This is a genomic window from Bradyrhizobium sp. MOS003, from assembly GCF_003020125.1.
Classification (GTDB): Bacteria; Pseudomonadota; Alphaproteobacteria; order Rhizobiales; family Xanthobacteraceae; genus Bradyrhizobium.
Map to the genome: position 1 here is coordinate 1,957,301 of NZ_PYFW01000001.1, position 19,482 is coordinate 1,976,782.

Here is a 19,482-nt window from a genome sequence, read left to right on the forward strand (position 1 = left end):
TGCCTCCGCTGGGTGAGGCAGCGCACATTCCGCCACCGTGCATCCCGCGTAATCTCGTCGCGACACAGAGGGGAGGGGTCGATGACGCGTCTTGTGACTTCGCTTGGCATCGTGATCGCATTGATGGCGAGTGCGCCGGCGGCCCAGGCCGGCTCCTACTCCTTCTCGATCGGCGGTCACCGGTTCCATGTCGACGCACCGCGCAATTGCCGGTCCAGTTCCTGTGTTTCGATCTCTGGTCGCAGCCTGCGAATGACGGAAGATGTCGGCACGGCCCCGCCGCCCGCGCCCGTCGTGCAGGCGCCGCAACCGATCGCTCCGGTCAGTCCAGCGCAAGCGACTGTCGCCGCTCCGCCAGCGGCGCCGCCGGCCCCCGTCCTTGCCGCCACGACTTCGCAGCCCGTTTTGCCTCCGCCAGCGCCGAGACCCGAGGCGTCAAGGATTGAACAGCCGAGCCCCAATCCGCCGCGGGTTGATTTGCAACGCGTCGATACGTCGAAGATTGTTATGCTCGATCCGCCGCGGATGGAGCCGCCTGTCGCTGCTCCGAAGCCCGAGATCAAGCAGGGCACGACCATCGCACAACGCAGCGACGAGGAGCCGGCTTATTCGCCGCTCGGCGAATGGGAGAGCACCGGTGCCAAGGGCACCGTTCGCATCGAACGCTGTGGACCTGCGCTTTGCGGTTTCGCGCTCACGGAAGCCTCCGACCGGGGTGAGAGTGTACTCGTCAACATGAAGCCGAAGACGCACGACGTCTGGACCGGCAGCATCTACAGCCGCTCCAGCGGCAGCACCTATTACGGCCGGATGACGTTGACGTCTTCCGGCAAGCTCCGCGTCGAAGCCTGTGCGATCGGCCGCTTCTGGTGCTCTGGCAATGACTGGACGCGGGTCGAGGAGCAGCGGGAGCAGTTGGTCACGACCTCGCGCCAATGGAATGGAGCGCGGTCGTAGCTCCGCGCAGGTCTTGGCGGCATTTAGTCGATCGTCGTTGCTAGATCATGCCGAGCACGATGGCGCCGACGAAGGCCATGGCGAGGTACGCGGTGACTACGCTCAGTCTCCCGGCGAACGTCATGAGGTCGCTTCCTCCATCCGCGCCGCTCTGCGCGAGGGCATGGTTAACAGAGAGTCTCCCCGCGAAAAAGTCAGCCTCGCTGTCGCTCGGTCCTGCCGGCGTTTAAGCGCTCGCGGGCCCGTATGGTTAAAGAACCCTGAAATCAACGTGTTGAAGAGTCTTTAAGTAAATTCACCGAACGTGCGTGCATGACGCGCGGAGTTCGTTTGTATCTCGTCGGCTCCATCGTCCTTGTTTCGCTAGCGGGTTGCGGACGCGGCTTCTTCCAGGCCGAACGCGAACCTTGGCGGGCCGAGGCTGAAGCCGCTTGCCTGAAATCGGGCGCGGTGAAGGAGGGGCCGGACCTCGTCCGCATCGACCCGATCTCCGGGCCGGGCATGTGCGGCGCCGAGTTTCCGCTCAAGGTCGCCGCCATCGGCGAGGCCTCGAGCAGCTACGGCTTTGCCGACGAGGAACTGCGACCGCCGGGCAGCGTCGGCGGCCAGCCGCGCTGGCCGGTGACACAGCCGCGGTCGAATTATCCGGCATCGTCCTATCCGCAACGGTCGAACTATCCTGAAACCGCAGTGCGGCAGCCCGCCGGCTATGGTGCATCGTCGGGGCCGGTTTCGCTGAACGCGCCCGGCGTGGCGGCGCAGGAGGACGAGATCGACCTGCCGCCCGATGGCACCGATGCCGCGGGCGCGGCGCGCTACATGAATTCGCCGAGCTATCCGGCGCGACCGGCGCCTTACTCGCAGGCTCCTGCGCAGCAGCCGCCGCCGCGCCTTGGTCCGGCGCAGGGCAATCCCGTCACGGCCGTCGGTCCGGTCGCGATCAAGCCGACCGCGACGCTCGCCTGTCCGATCGTGTCTGAACTCGACCGCTGGCTCGCCGACACGGTGCAGCCGTCTGCGATGCGCTGGTTCGGCGTCCGCGTCGCCGAGATCAAGCAGATCTCCGCCTATTCATGCCGCGGCATGAACGGCAATCCGCATTCACACATCTCCGAACACGCCTTTGGCAACGCGCTCGACATTGCCGCCTTCGTGCTCGCCGACGGCCGTCGCGTCACCGTGAAGGACGGCTGGCGGGGCATGCCGGAGGAGCAGGGATTCCTGCGCGACGTGCAGTCCGGCGCGTGCGCGCATTTCACCACGGTGCTGGCGCCGGGCTCCAACGTCTATCACTACGACCACATCCACGTTGATCTGATGCGACGAGCCAGCCGCCGCCTGATCTGCCAGCCCGCCGCCGTTTCCGGGGAAGAGATCGCCGGGCGCGCGCAGTCGCGCCGCCCCTATGCGAATGCGCACGAACCGTCAGTCACCGGCTCGCTCGGCGCGCGCAAGAGCGCGACGCGCAAGCGCGAGGAAGACGACTACGCCGACGATTAGGCGGCATGCTTGCCGGGCTACGATCTAGGTCGGCTTCGTCGGTGCGGGAACAAGCCCCATGCAGAGCTGCACTTCGCCCGGGACGCTGTAGGCGCGCATGATGTGGCGGCTGTCACGCAGGCCGGACGCCTCACGCTGCACCACGAACATCCAGAGCGCCTGGCCGGCCTCCATCACCAGCTTGCGCCTCGCCGTTTGCTTTGAGGTCGGCAGCTCCGAGAGTGCATGGGCAGCGTCGAACTCGCGCAAGCGTGTCAGCGCCTGTTCGAGTGTGCGGCCCATCCGTCCAAGCGCCGAGGCCTGCTCCTGAACGATTTCGTAGTGGAGGATATCGACGGGCGGGCGGAGGTCACGGGACATGGCCGCAAATATAGTGCGGCCCCACCCGTCCGCGCAACGCGCAGCTACTTCGCCCGATACGCTGCCAGGAACATCCGCGTCGCACTATTGACCACCTCGGTCATGCGCTCCTCCGACGGCGCGGGCGCGGCCTGGAAGACGAACGGCAGGAAGAGGGACGCCTTGCACAGTTCCATGAACTGTGAGGCGGCAAGGTCGCAATCGTCGATCTCGAGATTGCCGGAACCAACGCGGGCCTGGAGATAGGCGGAGAGGCGGTTGATGCTTTTGTCGAGCACGCGCGCATAGTAGCGGCGGCCGACATCCGGCATGCGTTCGGCGATCGCCATCACGGTGCGGATCGCCGATCCGCCACCGGGCCGGCAGACCAGGTGAAGGTAGGCGAGACCGAACTCCTTCAGCGTGGTCTCGGCATCGCGCGCGGGATCGAAATTGAACACGACCTGGCCGTGCTGAAGCGCTTCCTGTTCGAGGATGGCTTCGAACAGCGCGCATTTGTCGGCGAAGTAGACGTAGAGCGTGCCCTTGGAGACCTGCGCGGCGCGCGCGATCTCGCCCATGCTGGCGCCGTCGAAGCCGAGATCCATGAATACTTTGCGGGCGCCGTCCAGGATCTGGCGACGCTTGGAGCCGTCCTCCTCCTGGATGACGTGCAGATGATCGCGGCCGGCTACAACCATTGGTTCAGGGTCTCGGAAGGTTTTCGAGTCGGGTCTGCGGCCATGAAACCCAAATATAGGATTCTCGTCATTAGGGTCCGGCCGGGAATATTATGTATATTGACCGAACCGTTCGGTCAATGATATTTGATTGGCGAGAGGGAACAGGCCGCACGCCGGCCGTCTCCTTGCTCGCGCTATTTTTGGGGAGGCCTTTATGGCCGTATCGAGAGACCAGGCTGCGCGCGTCCTTCGCCAGGAAACGGTAGAGGATCACGCGGATGGTAGCGCCGCGATCGAGAACGCTGTGCCCCTTGCCGAGCAATTGCGCTCTCATTCGGCCGAGGAAGCCAAGCGCCGCACCGCCGAGGCGCCGGAGAAACCCGTGACCGACAAGCCGGCCGCACCAGCGCCCAACGCACCGGCCGCCGGAGCTCCCAAATCCGGCAAACGCAAATTCGTCCTGATGGGCGTCGGCCTCGTGCTGGCGCTCGCAGCCGCGAGCTATGCCGGCTACTACACGCTGGTCGGACGCTTCTATATCTCCACCGACGACGCCTATGTCCGCGCCAACAACACCATGCTGGGTGCGCGCGTTGCCGGCCACATCGCCTCGATCCTCGCGGGCGACAACACGACCGTGCGCGCCGGCGACATCGTCTTCCGCATCGACGATGGCGACTACAAGATCGCGGTCGATGCCGCCGCGACCAGGATCGCGACCCAGCAGGCTACCATCGACCGTATCGGCCGCCAGGTCGCCGCGCTCGACAGCCAGGTTGCGCAGGCCAAGGCGCAACTCGTCTCGGCCGAAGCGGGCCTCAAGCGCGCCGATCTCGATTATGAGCGCCAGCAGGCGCTGAGCAACAAGGGCTTTGCTTCGCGCGCCACCTTCGAAAGCTCGGAAGCCGGACGCGACCAGGGCGCCGCTGCGGTCAAGGCCGCGCAGGCCGCCTACGACGTTGCAAACAGCAACGTCGACGTCGCCAAGGCACAGCAGGCCGAAGCGCAGGCCCAGCTCGCCGAGCTCAAGACCACGCTCGCCAAGGCGGAGCGCGACCTCGGCTTCACCGCGGTGCGCGCACCGGTCGACGGCACGTTCTCGAACCGTCTGGTCAGTGCCGGCGACTTCGTCGCGGTCGGTCAGCGTCTCGGCAATGTCGTGCCGCTCGACAACGTCTATATCGACGCGAACTTCAAGGAAACACAGCTCAGGCGCATCCGTCCCGGCCAGCCGGTGACGATCAAGGTGGATGCCTACGGCATGCGCAAGTTCAACGGTGTCGTCGACAGCATCGCGGCGGGCGCGGGCTCGGTGTTCACACTGCTGCCGCCCGACAACGCCACCGGCAATTTCACCAAGATCGTGCAGCGCGTACCGGTCCGCATCCGTGTGCCGAAATCGGTGGCGAAGCAGAACCTGCTCCGAGCCGGCATGTCGGTCTATGCGACGGTCGACACCAACAAGGGCGCGGCCGACGCCGACAGCGAGATCGATCTCGACGATCCCACCACGGTCCATCCGCAATAAGCGCGCTCTCGAGCGCCGCGAGGTCAGACCATGGCGAACGCCACCACCGCCTCACCCGATATGATGGCGAACCCCGCTTCGGATCGCATTGCGCCGAAGCGGCTGTTCGCCTTCATCATCATGGTGTTCGGGATGTTCATGTCGATCCTGGACATTCAGATCGTCTCGGCATCCCTCAGCGAAATCCAGGCCGGCCTGTCGGCAAGCTCCAGCGAAGTCGCCTGGGTCCAGACTGCCTATCTGATCGCCGAAGTCATCGCGATTCCGCTGTCGGGGTTCCTGTCGCGCGCCTTCGGCACGCGGCTGTTGTTCGCGATTTCGGCGGCGGGCTTCACCGCATCGAGCCTGCTGTGCGGCTTTGCCACCACCATCGAGGAGATGATCCTCTGGCGTGCGCTGCAAGGTTTCCTGGGCGCCGGCATGATCCCGACGGTGTTCGCCTCGGCCTACACCGTATTCCCGCGCTCCAAATTCCACATCGTCGGTCCCATCATCGGTCTCGTCGCGACGCTGGCACCGACCATCGGGCCCACGGTCGGCGGCTACATTACCGACCTGATGTCGTGGAACTGGCTGTTCTTCATCAACGTCGTACCCGGCATCGGCATCACCATCGGCGTGCTGGCGCTCGTCGACTTCGACGAGCCGCATTTCGAACTGCTCGACCGGTTCGACTGGTGGGGCCTGACATTCATGGCCGGATTCCTCGGCACGCTGGAATATGTGCTGGAGGAAGGTCCGCTTCATGAATGGATGCAGGACACGTCCGTTGCGATCTGCGCCTGGATCTGCGCGATCTCGGCGATCGCCTTCTTCTGGCGCGTGTTCACGGCGGCCGAGCCGATCGTGAATTTGCGCACATTCTCAAACCGCAATTTCGCAATCGGCTGCGTGCTGCAGTTCTGCATCGGCATCGGTCTCTACGGCCTGACCTACATCTATCCGCGCTACCTCGCCGAGGTGCGCGGCTACAGCGCGCTGATGATCGGCGAGACCATGTTCGTCTCCGGAATAACCATGTTCCTGGTCGCGCCGCTGGTCGGCCGGCTCATGGTGAAGGTCGACATGCGCTACATGATCGCGTTCGGGCTGATCGTGTTCGCGATCGGCTCCTACCAGATGACCTGGATCACCCGCGACTACGATTTCTACGAGCTGCTGGTGCCGCAGATCCTGCGCGGCATAGGCATGATGTTCGCGATGGTGCCGACCAACAACATCGCGCTCGGCACGCTGGCGCCGGAGCGCGTCAAGAACGCCTCGGGCCTGTTCAACCTGATGCGCAACCTCGGCGGCGCCGTCGGCCTCGCAGTCATCAACACCGTGCTCAACGACCGCACTGATTTGCACATCACCCGCCTCCAGGAGCGCGTGACCTGGGGCAATGCGACTGCGACCGAAACGCTGACCATGTTCATGCAGAAGTTCCAGGGGCTCGGCGATTCCACGCTGATGGCGATGAAGCAGCTCTCCCAGCTGGTGCATCGCCAGGCCGTGGTGATGAGCTTCGGCGACGCCTTCTTCTTGCTGACGCTGTTCTATCTCGGCCTCACCCTGCTGGTGACGCTGCTGAACAAGCCGGCCTCGATGACCGGCGGCGGCGACGCGCACTGATGGTGCTTCGCGTGACGTCCTTCGTTCGAAGGAGCGAACCAAATTGCAACACTCGTCCGTGATCTCGCGCGGGCCCCGTTGCAAACTGCAAAACGCACATCTATAAAGCGCGCCTCATTCATTCGAACCGGGGAGAGATTTGCATGATTTCGTCGCATTCGCAGATCGTACGCCCGCGCTCGATGATCGCCTGGTTCGGGATGTACACGGCCTGCTAGAGGCCTCTTCCGCCAGCTTCGATTGGACCCGGGTTTAGACCACGCGTTCCGATCGCTTCTATTCCCAAGTCAAAAGTCAACTTTAGGTGACGCCGTCTCGGCCCTCGTGGCCGCTCGGCGTCCGTCGATGGAGCCGGCCCGCCGAGCGGCCGGATGATGTCATGACCATTTCGTCAAAAAAGCCCGCGGCGATCCGCCTGGTGCTGCCCTTCGTGTTCCGGCATTGGCTGAAGCAGCCGGGACGGGGCCTGATCGTGGCCGGCGGCTTGCTGGGTGCCACCATCGCCGACCTGTTCATGCCGGTCTTCTCGGGTCGGCTGGTCGATGCGCTGACGCGCGGCCCGTCCGATCCCGATGCGCGGCATGCCGCCCTGATTGCCTTCGGCGCCATCGTGGCGTTGGGCGCCGCGTCCGTGGTGCTGCGGCTGACAGGGCTGCAGGCGATCGTGCCGTTCACGCTCAAGACCATGTCGGACGTCGCGCAGGAAGCCTTTACGCGCGTGCAGCGCTTCTCCACCGATTGGCACGCAAACTCCTTCGCGGGCTCGACCGTGCGCAAGATCACGCGCGGCATGTGGGCGCTCGACCTGCTCAACGACACCATCCTGATGGCGCTCGCGCCGTCGCTTCTGGTGTTGATCGGCTCGGTGATCCTGATCGGATTGCATTGGGTCTCGTTGGGCGCCGTCATCGCGCTCGGCGCGATCTTCTACGTCACCATCACCGTGGTCTTCTCGACGCGCTACATCGCGCCGGCTGCCCGCGTTTCCAATGCATGGGATACCAAGGTCGGCGGTACGCTGGCGGACGCTCTCACCTGCAATCCGGTGGTGAAATCCTTTGGCGCCGAGTTACGCGAGGATGCGCGGCTGGCGCGTGTCGTAAGTCGCTGGCGCATGCGGGTGCGTCGGACTTGGTTGCGTTACAACTACACCGCCATGGCGCAGCTGACACTGCTGCTGTGCTTGCGCGCGTCCGTCATCGGCGGCTCGGTGCTTTTGTGGATGTACGGGCACGCCTCGCCCGGCGACGTTACCTACGTGCTGACCAGCTACTACATCATCCACGCCTATTTGCGAGACGTCGGCATGCACATCAACAACCTTCAGCGCTCGGTCAACGACATGGACGAGCTGGTGGCGATCCATGCCGAGCCGATCGGCATCGCCGATGCGGCCGTTGCGCGGCCGATCGCGATCGAGGGCGGCGAGATCGTGTTCGAGGACGTGACGTTCCACTATGGCGGCCATCGCGCGCCGCTCTACGACGGGCTGTCGGTGACGATCCGGGCCGGTGAACGTGTCGGCCTGGTCGGCCGCTCCGGCTCCGGCAAGACCACCTTCATCAAGCTGGTGCAGCGGCTCTACGACGTCACCGGCGGTCGCGTGCTGATCGACGGGCAGGACATCGCATTGGCCACACAGCAATCGCTGCGCAGCCAGATCGCGATCGTGCAGCAGGACCCGATCCTGTTCCACCGTTCGCTGGCCGAAAACATCGCCTATGGCCGTCCCGGGGCCAGCTTCGAGGCGATCGAGCACGCGGCGCGGTTGGCCAACGCGCACGACTTCATTCTGCGCCTGCCGAAGGGTTACGGCACGCTGGTCGGCGAGCGCGGCGTGAAACTGTCGGGCGGCGAGCGGCAGCGGGTGGCGTTGGCGCGCGCTTTCCTGGCGGACGCGCCGGTGCTGATCCTGGACGAGGCGACTTCGAGCCTCGATTCGGAATCGGAGGCGCTGATCCAGGAGGCGATGGAGCGCCTGATGAAGGGCCGCACGTCGATCGTGATTGCGCACCGGCTGTCGACGGTGCGCAGCCTCGATCGCATCCTGGTGTTCGACCGCGGCGAGATCGTCGAGCAGGGCACCCATGCCACGCTCGCGGGCAAGCCGGGAGGCATCTATCGCGGCTTGTTCGAGCGCCAGGTGATGGAGCTCGGGCACGCCGCAGCGGCGGAGTGAGGCGGGCGGCTGCGGGACGAAACTCCCGCAGCCACGTCGCCCATGATTCGCCAAGGCATGCGTCAAGGATGGAATGAGATGAAAGACCTGACGAACGGCTCCATCGTGAGACACATCCTCGTCATGACGCCGCCCATCATGGCCGGCATGATCTCGATCATGATCTGCCAGCTGGTCGATCTGTATTTCGTGTCGGGATTGGGCGATGCCGCCGTCGCGGGTGTCGCTGCGGCCGGCAATGCCGGCTTTCTCGTCAACGGGCTGATGCAGGTGCTCGGCGTCGGCACGGTCGCGCTGATGGCGCATGCCGTGGGACGCAAGGACCGGGCTGACGCCAATCTGATCTTCAACCAGGCGGTCGCGCTGTCGGTGCTGTTCGGCCTGTTGACGCTGGTCGCGGGAGCGGTGCTGTCGCGCCTTTATATGCGTTCAATCGCTGCGGATCAGGCCACGATCAAGGCGGGGACCGTTTACCTGCTGTGGTTCATGCCGGCGCTCGCTCTGGAGTTCGTCATGCAAGTAATTGCGTCCGCGCTCCGCGCGACCGGCATCGTGCGCCCCGCCATGTTGGTGCGGGTCGTCGCGGTCGTCATCAACATCGCGCTGGCGCCGGTGCTGATCTCGGGCTGGGGCACCGGCTACGCGCTCGGCGTCGCCGGTGCCGGACTGGCGAGTTCGATTGCGGTGGCCATCGGCGCTCTGATGTTGCTGGTGTATTTCCGCAAGGTCGAGCGCTATGTCGCTTTCAATCCTGCGCAATGGCGTCCGCAGCCGCACCATTTGAAACGCATTCTCAACGTCGGCCTGCCCGCCGGCGGCGAGTTCGCGATGATGTTCATCTTCATGGCGGTTGTCTATTACGTGCTGCGTGATTTCGGCCCGGCGGCGCAGGCCGGCTTCGGCATCGGGCAGCGCGTGCTCGGCCTGATCAACATGCCGGCGCTTGCGGTCGGGCTGGCGGCCGGGCCGATTGCCGGCCAGAACGTCGGCGCAGCCAACGCTGCGCGCGTGCGGGAGACTTTCGTCAAGGCCGCTTTGATCGTCACGATCGTGATGACCGGCTTCATGACTCTCGCGCAAGTGAAGCCGGAGCTTCTGCTCGCCGGATTCTCGAACGACCGCGAGACGATGGAGATCGCCTATCTGTTCCTGCGGATCATCTCGTTCAACGTGGTGGCGCAGGGGCTGATCTTCACCTGCTCGAGCATGTTCCAGGCCCTCGGCAACACCAGGCCGGTGCTTTGGAGTTCAGCGACGCGGGTGTTCACCTACTCGCTGCCGGCGATCTGGCTCTCGACGCGGCCGGGCTTTCGCATGGAGTACGTCTGGTATTTGTCGGTCGCGGCGACAATGTTGCAGGCGGGCTTGAGCCTGTGGCTGCTGCACCGCGAGTTCGGGAAGCGCCTGACTACGTCGCCGAAGGAGAATCCGCCAGAGCAGGAGAGCGCCGAACCCATTGCGCCTCTCGCCCGCGAGCCTGCGTAACGGTAGCTTGTTCCATCCTGGTCGCTCCGGCTAATTTGCCGGGCTGTGAGGTTGGTGGCTGCAGAAGGGCCAATGACCGGAGTGACGAACGAGCCGCAGGCGGCGTCATGGCTCTCCGCGATCTGGGCGGCGCGCTATCGCACGCCGGCCCGCTTCGTCGCGCTGATCGCGCTGCTGCTGCCGTGGACCACGACCGGGCTGATTTTCGCGCTCATACCCTGGCTGATCGCCTTCGCCTTCCTCGATCTGCGGGCATTTCCGCGCTCGCTGCTTCGCCCGGTCTGCCTGCTGCCGATTGCGCTGGTCACGCTCGCCGCCATCGGCACGCTCTGGTCGGATGCGCCATGGCCGGACCGGATCCACGCGATCGGGCCGTCGGCGAAGCTGCTGGTCATCCCGCTCCTGATTTACCAGTTCGAGCGTTGGCCGTACGGCCATTGGGTGTTTTTCGCCTTCCTCGCGTCCTGCGCCGCGTTGATGCTCTATTCCTTTGCCGTCGCCACCGACCCCGCACTCTCGCTGAAGCTCTATTTGTCGCGCGGGCCCTACAGGGTCGAAAGCGGGATCGCGGTGCGCAACTATATCGACCAGAGTCAGGAATTCGCGCTCTGTGCGGTCGCGCTGATCTATCCGATCGTGTCGCTGCTGCGACAACCCCACATCGGCATCGCGGCGCTGTTCGCGGCACTTGCGATCGGGTTCCTCGCCAACATGATCTTTGTCGTGGTGTCGCGTACGGCGCTGGTGACGCTGCCGATCCTGGTGGTGGTGTTCGCGTTCCTGTATCTGCGCCTGCGCGCGGCGCTGCTCGCGGCAGGCGCGATGGCGCTGGCGGCCGTGCTGCTCTTTGGCGTGTCGCCGCATCTGCGCACGACTGTTGCGAAATTTCAGGCCGATTATGAGGCGAGCGAGGATGGCCAGGTCAGCGGCATGGGGGCACGGCTGGAATATTGGCGAAAGTCGCTGGGCTTCATCGCTGATGCACCACTGGTCGGTCACGGCACCGGCGCGATCCGCAGCCTATTTGCAAACGCGGCCGTCGATGCACGCGACGACCCGCTGCGCGGCGAAATCGTCGGCGATCCGCACAATCAGACCCTGAGCGTGGCCGTGCAGTGGGGCGTCGTCGGTGTCCTGATCCTCTACGGGCTATGGTTTGCGCACCTGTCGATGTTTCGCGGCGAGGGGCTGGCCTGCTGGATCGGCCTGCTGGTCGTGGTGCAGAACATGCTGACCTCGCTGCTCAACACCCATCTGTTTGATTTCACGCCCGGCTGGATCTATGTACTCGGCGTCGGTGTCGCCGGCGGCATGGCGCTCGCAGGAGGGCGTAAGAGCTAGAGCGCGCCGAGACTGTTCCAGACGAGAGTCAGGCCCGACAGGAACAGCAGGCCGAGCACGACGTCGCCGAAATGCTTGTCGTTCAGCGCGTGATAAACGCGCGCGCCGGCCCAGGCGCCGATCAGCGTGCCTGGAAAGGCGACGGCTGCGAGCCAGATCACCTTGAACTCCACGATGCCGGACACGGTCTGCATCACGAGCGCGGCCGCGAGCACGATGAAATTGAAGAGCTGGAAGATGCCGCGCCGCTCATGCTTGTTCCAGCCGCGGATGTTGGCCCAGAGGATCGGCAGCGGCCCGGACAATCCGGCGAGGCCGCCGAGAATGCCGCCGGCAAAGCCGATCGCGCCGTCGGCGAGGCGGCCGCCGAATTTGATCGCGAGCGGCCTCTTGTTCAGATAGAGCGCGCTCGAGAAGACCAGAATTAAAATGCCGACGCTCAGCTTGAACACCTTCGGATCGGCGGAGGCGATCAACATGGTGCCGAGCGGCACGCCGATCAATCCCCCGATCAGGAACGGCCACACCAGCGACAGGTCGAAGCTCTTCCACATCGACGGCAGCGTCGAAGTCTGCGCGATCACCGAGCAGATCAGCACCAGCGGTACCGCGAGCGAGGGCGGCAGCACGTAGAGCCAGATCCCGAGCGCCATCAGCGCCGTGCCGAATCCGGCGAGGCCCGAGACGAAGCCGCCGGCCAATGCGCCGAACAGCAGCAGCGCGTAAGTGGACGTTTCCAACCGATGATCCCTGCAGCAATGGGCGATCCCGAACTGTTGATCGCCACTGCCCGCATAGCACGGCTTCGGCGGTGGAGGTCAATTTCAAAACCGCACGCAAGCGTGATCTCCGGGATCAGTCAGGGACGGGCGTTCGCGGAAGACGCGCCTACATGATGGCCGTACTTCAATCCGGGGGCATGCCAACGCCAATCGATGCGCTCGCCTGTCCGGAACCAGAGGACGGAGAAGAACGATGTCCCGTACGAAGATTGCCGTTGCGGCCGCGCTGTTGTCGGCGGCTTCCTTGATGCCGACCATGGCGCAGGCGCAGTTTTCCGAACCTGCGGCCTATCAGGCCGCCCATCCCGATCGCGACGTGCTCAATGGCGGCCAGCTCACCCCGGCGGGGCGCGCGGCCCGCGGTGAGACGGTGGCGCCGAGCGAGGCCTATGCAGCCTATCCATCAGGTGTGACGCCCGTCGTCCGCCCGCGCCATCGCCGTCATCATTAGGTTTTACTAAACGATCTGCCTTGTGTCGGCGGGCCTGTGCAGCGCGCCGACCAGGATGCGCAGCGCTTCTGTCAATTCGGCCCTGTTGCGCGCGGCACCCAGTGAGACGCGTGCCGCGTTGGGCGGCGTTCCGTCGACGGTGAAGGCATCGCCGGCGACGACCGCGAGGCCATCGCGCAAGAGATGGCCGGCGACGTCGGGCCGATTCTCAGGCAGTCGCAGCCAGAGATGATGCGCGGCGGGTTTTGCCAGAAACTGAAATCCCTTCAGGGCGCGCTGGGCGAGCTGCTGGCGGCCGACAGCTTCATTGCGGATCGCAGTGATGATGCGATCGGCGATGCCGGTCTCGATCCAGTGCGTCACCAGCGCGACCATCAACGGCGCCGGCATCTGCACGGTCGCCTGCAGGCAGGTCCGCATGTCCTGCTGCGCGGCGTTGTCGGGCGTCACGAGATATGCAACGCGCAGCGCAGGTGCGATGCATTTTGACAACGTGGTTGCGAGATAAGTCCGCTCCGGAATGAGATTCGCGATCGGCGAGGCCGCACGGTCGAGCAGGCCATAGGCGTCATCCTCGATCAGCACCGTGTCGGCATCGCGGACGATCTTTGCAATCGCGTTGCGCCGCTCGGCCGACAGCGTCGCCGTGGTCGGATTGTGCATCGTCGGAATGAGATAGACGGCCTTCGGATTGTGCGTGCGGCATGCTTTGGCCAGCGCATCGGGCAGGATGCCGCCGTCATCCATGGCGACGCTCACGAGTTTGACGCCGAGCTGTGCCGCGGCTGCCTTGATGCCGGGAAAGGTGAGAGCTTCGGTCAGCACGACGTCGCCGGGCCAAGCAAGGTGCGCGAGCAGGTTGAACAGGATGGTCTGCGCCCCGGGAAAGATCACGAGCCTGTCGGCATGTGCGTGGGGCACGCGGGTGCGCATCCAGCGCGCCGCGACCTCGCGCTCGTGGGCACTGCCGCCGGCCGGCTGGTAATTCAGGAAGGCAGTCAGGCCCGATTGCGCGCGCAGGGCCTCCATGCCGGCGATGATGCGTTCGTCGAGCTGCGCCTCCAGCGGATGCGGCGGCACGTTCATCGACAGGTCGATCGCGACCGGATGCGGCAGGTCGACAGCACGGCGCGCGCTGGTCTCCGACACGAACGATCCCTGGCCGACGCGCGCTTCCATGATGCCGCGTCGGCGCGCCTCGGTGTAGGCGCGCGTCACCGTGGTGAGGTTGACGCCGAGCGCCTTTGCCAGCGCGCGCTGCGTCGGCAATTGCTGGCCGCGCACCAGCCGGCCGGCGCCGATGTCGGCTTCCATGGCCTCGACGATGCGCTGATAGCGCGGCCCTGACAGCTCCGAGATTGTCGGGGTCCAATCCATGCAATTTAGCCCCAAATCCTTTGAATGTATGGATGCGGCATATTATTGTATGGATCAGTGAAAAGGAAGGTGCTGTCATGGCAACCGGTTCGATCTCTCTGGCGAAGGCAATGTGGCGCGGTTTCCGGGGTAAGTGCCCGAACTGCGGCGACGGCCATCTGTTCGGCCGTTTCCTGAAGGTCACGGGTGCTTGCGACCATTGCGGCGAAGATCTGTCCCACCAGCGCGCCGACGACTTTCCCGCCTATCTCGTGATTGTCGTGGTCGGCCACCTCGTGGTGCCGGCGATCCTCGCGGTCGAGACCGCCTATGCGCCGGCGGTCTGGCTGCAACTGGCAGTGTGGTTGCCGGTGACGTTGTTCGCTTCGCTCGCGCTGCTGCAGCCGACCAAGGGCGCCATCGTCGGGCTGCAATGGCAGATCGGCATGCACGGTTTCGAAGTGAGCAAGCAGCGGCGCGAGGCCGCCGAGCTCGCGCCCGTGCTGGTGAAAGCGGACACGCGTGCCGCCTGAGGCGGGACGACATTGAGGCGTTGCTGACAATGGTGAGGGGTTCGATGCGGTCGGCATCGAACCCCTCGTTGCTTGCTGAGCAAGGCGCGTTTTCTTGACGCGAACCGGAAACCCACTTCGCACGAAAACGCTTTAGAATATCAGCCGGCCTGTAAGCCGGGTTCTGTAAGGCACCGTCTGCTTGCGCGAACGATACGTGACGGCCATTCCTCTGGGACCATGTTTGCACATGGCCTCGAGCAACCTACCCGGACGGCGGGCCTGACATCGCCCCGCGGCGTTATCGCTTCCGCGAACAGCCCGCTACGCCGTCCCTATTCGGTTTTGCTCCCGGTGGGGTTTGCCATGCCGGCTCCGTTGCCGGACCCGCGGTGCGCTCTTACCGCACCTTTTCACCCTTACCCTGCGAAGCCCGAAGGCGAAGCAGGGCGGTTCGTTCTCTGTGGCACTTTCCCTGGGGTCACCCCCGCCGGACGTTATCCGGCACCGTATGTCAAGGGAGCCCGGACTTTCCTCCCCGGCGGCCTTTCGACCGTTGCCGGAGCAGCCGTCCGGCCGACTGACGGGGGTAGGCATGGGCATTTGTGACGGTTTCGTCAAGCCGAGATCGTCGCGCGCGCGACCTGCGAATAACTTATCCTGAAGATGTCGTTTGGAGCGTGAGCCGTTCGACTGGATGTCGGTGATCCCCCAACAACTGGAGTTGAACAATGCAATATCTGATGATGATCTACCAGAACGAGGTCGAATACGCGAAGAACGACGCCGCCACGGCCCAGAAGCTGATGGCCGAATACCAGACCTTTACCCAAGGCATCATCCAGAGCGGCAATTTCAAGGCCGGCGATAGGCTGCGGCCGACCACGACCGCGACGACGGTACGTGTGCGCGACGGCAAGACGCTGACGACCGACGGGCCGTTTGCGGAGACCCGCGAGCAGCTTGGTGGCTACTATCTGATCGAGGCCAAGGATCTGAACGCCGCGATCGAGATCGCGGCGCGGATTCCGAGCGCGAGGATCGGCTCGATCGAGGTGCGGCCGATCTGGGTCTACGACAAGTAAAGCCTGGCCCGCGCATCGACACATGACCCCTTCCGAGATCGACAAGATCTTCCGTGACGAGGCGGGGCGGGCGCTGGCCACGCTGATCCGCCTCGTCGGCGATTTCGATCTGGCCGAGGACGCGCTTCAGGATGCTTTTGCCGTTGCGCTGGAACGCTGGGCGGCGTGCGCGGCCCCCGACAATCCACGCGCCTGGCTGGTCAATGTCGCCAGGAACAAGGCGATCGATCGCGTCAGGCGCCAGGCCGTCTTCCGCGGCAAGCAGCAGGAGCTCCTGCACGAGATCGAGCTCAACGCGCAAGCGGCCGACGAGCCGCCGGCAGTGCTCGACGACGACATGCTGCGGCTGATCTTCACCTGTTGCCATCCGGCCTTCGCGGCCGAGGTTCAGGTCGCGCTGACGCTGCGCACGGTCTGCGGACTGTCGACCGCCCAGGTCGCGCGCGCCTTTCTCGTCGGCGAGGAAGCGATGGCGCAGCGGCTGGTCCGCGCCAAGCAGAAGATCAGGCTCGCTGGCATCCCCTACGAGGTGCCCGAGCGCGACGCGCTGGCGCCGCGGCTCGATGGCGTGCTCGCGGTGATCTATCTGGTCTTCACCGAGGGCTATGTCGCGACCGAGGGTGCGGATCTGATGCGGCCCGATCTTGCGATTGAGGCCATCCGGCTCGGCCGCTTGCTCGATCGGCTGATGCCGGACCGCGGCGGCATCAAGGGCTTGCTGGCCCTGATGTTGCTGCACGATGCGCGCCGCGCCGGACGCGAGACGTCGGCCGGCGATATCGTGCTGCTCGAGGAACAGGACCGCACGCTATGGGATCGCGCTCAGATCGAGGAAGGCTTGCGTCTGGTCGAAGATGCGCTGCGCGTCCCCGGCCGGCCGCAGCCTTATGCCGTGCAGGCCGCGATCGCCGCGCTGCATGCGCGTGCAACGAGCTTTAAGCTGACCGACTGGCGGCAGATCGCCGGGCTCTACGAGGTTTTGCTGCGCATCGCTCCCTCCCCGGTGATCGAGCTCAACCACGCTGCTGCCTTGTCGATGGTCGACGGGCCGGCACGTGCGCTCGATCTCGTCGATGCGGTCAGCGCCCGAGGCGGGCTGCGCGGCTATGAGCTGTTGCCCGCAGTACGCGCCGATCTGTTGCGGCGGTTGGGGCGCAAGGATGAAGCGTGCGAGGCGTATCGCGCGGCGACGGAAGCGACACAACTGGAGCCGTTGCGGCGGCTCTATGCGCGGCGGGTGAGGGAGATGGGGTAGGAGCTACAAACTCCGTCATTGCGACGAAGCAATCCAGACTGTTCCCATGGAGGCAGTCTGGATTGCTTCGCTTCGTTCGTAATGACGGGGCAGCCATCGCCGTCACTTCGATGCGACGGCCGTGCCCTCTGCCGGCAAGCTCGCCAGCAGCGCCTGCAACGTCGACAACGTTGAATGGTCCGCGACACCATCCAGCCGTGCCGGCCGGAAATGGCGCTGGAAGGCGGTGACGACTTCCATGGTCGCGGCGTCGTATTTGCCGTTCAGCGGCACGCCGTAGCCGTATCTGGCGAGCGCCTGCTGCAGGCTCAGCACCTCGTCGCTGATGGTGCCGAGCATCAGGGTCTCGCCGCGCACGATCGGGGCGGGCGTGACCCAGTGACCGACGCCGGAATTGGCCAGCGAGTGCCACGGAAACTTTTCGCCGGGGTCCTTCTTGCGCGCGGGCGCGACGTCGGAATGGCCGAGCACCCGGTGGGCCGGCACCTTGCGGCGAAGCATGATGCCGCGGCACAGTGCGATCACGGCGGCGATCTGGCGCAGCGGATATTCCGGATAGCCCCAGTCATGGCCGCGATTGATGATCTCGACGCCGATCGAGCAGGAATTGATGTCGTCCTCGCCGGCCCAGGACGAGACGCCGGCATGCCAGGCGCGCTTGACCTCCGACACGCATTGCACGATGCGGCCGTCCTCCAGCACGACGTAATGCGCCGAGACTTCGGTCCCTGCCGTGCACAGCCGCGCCAGCGCGCCCTCGACATCGGGCATGCCGGTGTAGTGCAGCACGATCATATCGGGCTGCCGCGCCTTGTTGCGCTCGCCATAGTTCGGCGAGGGGATGATGTCGGACACGATCGAGGAATCCGGCTCGAACGCCCTCATGCTCGCCGCGGCCTTGGGAACCGGGAGAACGCGTTGACGCTTCGAATCAGAACCAGACGGTGTGGACGAACCGGACGGCGGCATGGACAAACCAAGGTGGGGCGGAGAGTGGGCCAAGCCCTTCTCTTTACTATTCCTTTACCCTCCACCGTGCGCAATCGCGCGGCGCGGTTAACGGATGCATTTTGGCGCACTGTGTGGATGAAGCATCACCGCCTCATCAGCTTTTCGACTTGTGAGCAGCCGAGCAACGCTTTCTTAACGCTAAGGGTCGTTACTGAGGGATGAAGAGCCGACCCGCGTCCGGAGGCGGCCAAAGCGTATTTTGGCTCGAAATCCCATGGCTGCCCGACAAATTCCGCTGGGAACACTCGGTTTGCGGTCCGGGACGATCGGGCTCGGTAACCATACTGGACTGGGGCATTGTCGTGGAACCGCCGCGACGCGGAATGATTCGAGGCGTTATGGGCTTGTTCGTCCCCGATCTCGCTCGGACGTCAGGGGCCGTCGGCATGCTTTGGGTCACAAGGCTTGGCGCATGAGCTCGGCTCCGCATATCCCCGTTCTCGGTCGCGAAGCCGTCGACCACCTCGCCCCACGCGCGGGCGGTATCTATGTCGACGCCACCTTCGGCGCCGGCGGCTACAGCCGCGCCATTCTCGACGTGCCGGGAACCCGGCTTATCGCCATTGACCGCGACCGCACCGCAATCGCCGCAGGTGCCGAACTGGTCGAACGGTCCGCGGGCCGGCTGACGCTGGTCGAGGACCGATTCTCCAATCTCGCCGAGGTCTGCGCCGCGCAAGGCGTGGACGCCGTGGACGGCGTCGTGATGGATGTCGGGGTGTCCTCGATGCAGCTCGACCAGGCCGGCCGCGGTTTCTCGTTCCGCCTCGACGGCCCGCTCGACATGCGGATGGGGCAGGCGGGGCCGACCGCCGCCGACGTGATCGCGCGTGCGTCCGAAGGTGATCTCGCCGACGTCATCTACCAGCTCGGCGAGGAACGGCAGTCGCGCCGCATCGCCCGCGCCGTCGTGGCCGACCGGCAGGAGACGCCGTTCACGACCACATGCGCGCTGGCTGATCTCATCGGCAGGATCGTGCGCTCCAAGCCCGGCGACATCCATCCGGCAACGCGCACGTTCCAGGCCCTGCGCATCCTCGTCAACGAAGAGCTCGACGAACTTCAGGCCGCGCTTGCTGCGGCAGAGCGCGTGCTCAAGCCTGGCGGCCGCCTCGTCGTGGTCTCGTTCCATTCGCTGGAAGACCGCATCGTCAAGAATTTCCTCTCCGAGCGTTCGAAGACGGGCGGCGGCTCGCGGCATCTGCCGGAAGTGGCTCAAGTTCCACCGAGCTTCCAGCTTCTCACGCGGCGGCCCGTGGTCGCCGGCGACGACGAGGTCGCGCAAAATCCCCGCGCGCGCTCCGCCAAGCTTCGCGCGGCCGAGCGCACCTCGGCGCCCGCGCATGACGAGGGCGAACCATCGTCCTGGCCAAGACTCTCCGACGTGATGAGGGGAGGCTAGCG

17 protein-coding genes and 1 other RNA gene are annotated in these 19,482 nt (G+C 65.1%); 12 read left to right on the forward strand and 6 right to left on the reverse strand.

Annotation, left to right across the window (positions count from 1 at the left end; all coding sequences use genetic code 11):
• Positions 1-507: 507 nt before the first annotated feature.
• Both C7G42_RS35740 and C7G42_RS09490 read left to right on the forward strand, forming a co-directional pair.
• Complete coding sequence (locus C7G42_RS35740) at positions 508-957, forward strand: DUF2147 domain-containing protein (protein ID WP_245427587.1); 450 nt, start codon at positions 508-510, stop codon at positions 955-957.
• Positions 958-1,269: 312 nt separating this feature from the next.
• Positions 1,270-2,457, forward strand: coding sequence for an extensin-like domain-containing protein (locus C7G42_RS09490; protein WP_106948642.1), 1,188 nt, complete (start codon positions 1,270-1,272; stop codon positions 2,455-2,457).
• Positions 2,458-2,481: 24 nt separating this feature from the next.
• Here the strand turns inward: C7G42_RS09490 and C7G42_RS09495 are convergent, their stop codons facing one another.
• Positions 2,482-2,817, reverse strand: a complete 336-nt coding sequence (locus C7G42_RS09495) for a DUF6665 family protein (RefSeq protein ID WP_106948643.1) — start codon at positions 2,815-2,817, stop codon at positions 2,482-2,484.
• A gap of 44 nt (positions 2,818-2,861) precedes the next feature.
• Positions 2,862-3,497 (reverse strand): TetR/AcrR family transcriptional regulator, encoded by a 636-nt coding sequence (locus C7G42_RS09500; protein ID WP_106948644.1) that lies wholly within the window; start codon positions 3,495-3,497, stop codon positions 2,862-2,864.
• 196 nt (positions 3,498-3,693) lie between these two features.
• On the opposite strand from C7G42_RS09500, the gene C7G42_RS09505 reads away from it, so the two are divergent.
• The 5 genes from C7G42_RS09505 to C7G42_RS09525 all read left to right on the forward strand — a co-directional run bounded on the left by C7G42_RS09505 (position 3,694) and on the right by C7G42_RS09525 (position 11,626).
• Entirely contained in the window at positions 3,694-5,007 is a 1,314-nt protein-coding gene (locus tag C7G42_RS09505) for an HlyD family secretion protein (protein ID WP_106948645.1), read from the forward strand.
• Positions 5,008-5,037: 30 nt separating this feature from the next.
• A complete protein-coding gene (locus C7G42_RS09510; protein WP_106948646.1) occupies positions 5,038-6,621 on the forward strand; it encodes a DHA2 family efflux MFS transporter permease subunit in 1,584 nt (527 codons plus the stop codon).
• A 379-nt stretch (positions 6,622-7,000) separates the two neighbouring features.
• Positions 7,001-8,800, forward strand: a complete 1,800-nt coding sequence (locus C7G42_RS09515; RefSeq protein ID WP_106948647.1) for an ABC transporter ATP-binding protein — start codon at positions 7,001-7,003, stop codon at positions 8,798-8,800.
• 78 nt (positions 8,801-8,878) lie between these two features.
• Complete coding sequence (locus tag C7G42_RS09520) at positions 8,879-10,285, forward strand: MATE family efflux transporter (RefSeq protein WP_106948648.1); 1,407 nt, start codon at positions 8,879-8,881, stop codon at positions 10,283-10,285.
• A gap of 72 nt (positions 10,286-10,357) precedes the next feature.
• On the forward strand, positions 10,358-11,626 hold the full coding sequence (locus tag C7G42_RS09525; RefSeq protein WP_106948649.1) for an O-antigen ligase family protein: 1,269 nt from the start codon (positions 10,358-10,360) through the stop codon (positions 11,624-11,626).
• On the opposite strand, the gene C7G42_RS09530 is transcribed toward C7G42_RS09525, so the two are convergent.
• Positions 11,623-12,366 (reverse strand): sulfite exporter TauE/SafE family protein, encoded by a 744-nt coding sequence (locus tag C7G42_RS09530; RefSeq protein WP_106948650.1) that lies wholly within the window; start codon positions 12,364-12,366, stop codon positions 11,623-11,625. The genes C7G42_RS09525 and C7G42_RS09530 overlap by 4 nt on opposite strands.
• Positions 12,367-12,601: 235 nt before the next feature.
• Between C7G42_RS09530 and C7G42_RS09535 the strand changes: the two genes are divergently transcribed.
• Positions 12,602-12,859 carry a hypothetical protein gene (locus C7G42_RS09535; RefSeq protein ID WP_106948651.1) on the forward strand — a complete coding sequence of 86 codons (258 nt, stop codon included), beginning with the start codon at positions 12,602-12,604 and terminating at the stop codon, positions 12,857-12,859.
• 6 nt (positions 12,860-12,865) lie between these two features.
• On the opposite strand, the gene C7G42_RS09540 is transcribed toward C7G42_RS09535, so the two are convergent.
• Positions 12,866-14,236, reverse strand: coding sequence for an aminotransferase-like domain-containing protein (locus C7G42_RS09540; RefSeq protein ID WP_199580738.1), 1,371 nt, complete (start codon positions 14,234-14,236; stop codon positions 12,866-12,868).
• 77 nt (positions 14,237-14,313) lie between these two features.
• On the opposite strand from C7G42_RS09540, the gene C7G42_RS09545 reads away from it, so the two are divergent.
• Positions 14,314-14,748 carry a DUF983 domain-containing protein gene (locus C7G42_RS09545; protein ID WP_106948653.1) on the forward strand — a complete coding sequence of 145 codons (435 nt, stop codon included), beginning with the start codon at positions 14,314-14,316 and terminating at the stop codon, positions 14,746-14,748.
• Positions 14,749-14,884: 136 nt separating this feature from the next.
• Here C7G42_RS09545 and rnpB read toward each other — a convergent pair.
• Positions 14,885-15,311: RNase P RNA component class A (rnpB, locus tag C7G42_RS09550), an RNA gene on the reverse strand.
• A 147-nt stretch (positions 15,312-15,458) separates the two neighbouring features.
• On the opposite strand from rnpB, the gene C7G42_RS09555 reads away from it, so the two are divergent.
• Complete coding sequence (locus C7G42_RS09555) at positions 15,459-15,812, forward strand: YciI family protein (RefSeq protein WP_106948654.1); 354 nt, start codon at positions 15,459-15,461, stop codon at positions 15,810-15,812.
• Positions 15,813-15,834: 22 nt separating this feature from the next.
• Positions 15,835-17,067 carry an RNA polymerase sigma factor gene (locus C7G42_RS09560; protein WP_106948655.1) on the forward strand — a complete coding sequence of 411 codons (1,233 nt, stop codon included), beginning with the start codon at positions 15,835-15,837 and terminating at the stop codon, positions 17,065-17,067.
• A gap of 102 nt (positions 17,068-17,169) precedes the next feature.
• Here the strand turns inward: C7G42_RS09560 and C7G42_RS09565 are convergent, their stop codons facing one another.
• Entirely contained in the window at positions 17,170-17,952 is a 783-nt protein-coding gene (locus C7G42_RS09565) for an N-acetylmuramoyl-L-alanine amidase (RefSeq protein ID WP_106948656.1), read from the reverse strand.
• A 538-nt stretch (positions 17,953-18,490) separates the two neighbouring features.
• On the opposite strand from C7G42_RS09565, the gene rsmH reads away from it, so the two are divergent.
• A complete protein-coding gene (gene rsmH / locus C7G42_RS09570; RefSeq protein ID WP_199580740.1) occupies positions 18,491-19,480 on the forward strand; it encodes a 16S rRNA (cytosine(1402)-N(4))-methyltransferase RsmH in 990 nt (329 codons plus the stop codon).
• Positions 19,481-19,482: the final 2 nt, after the last annotated feature.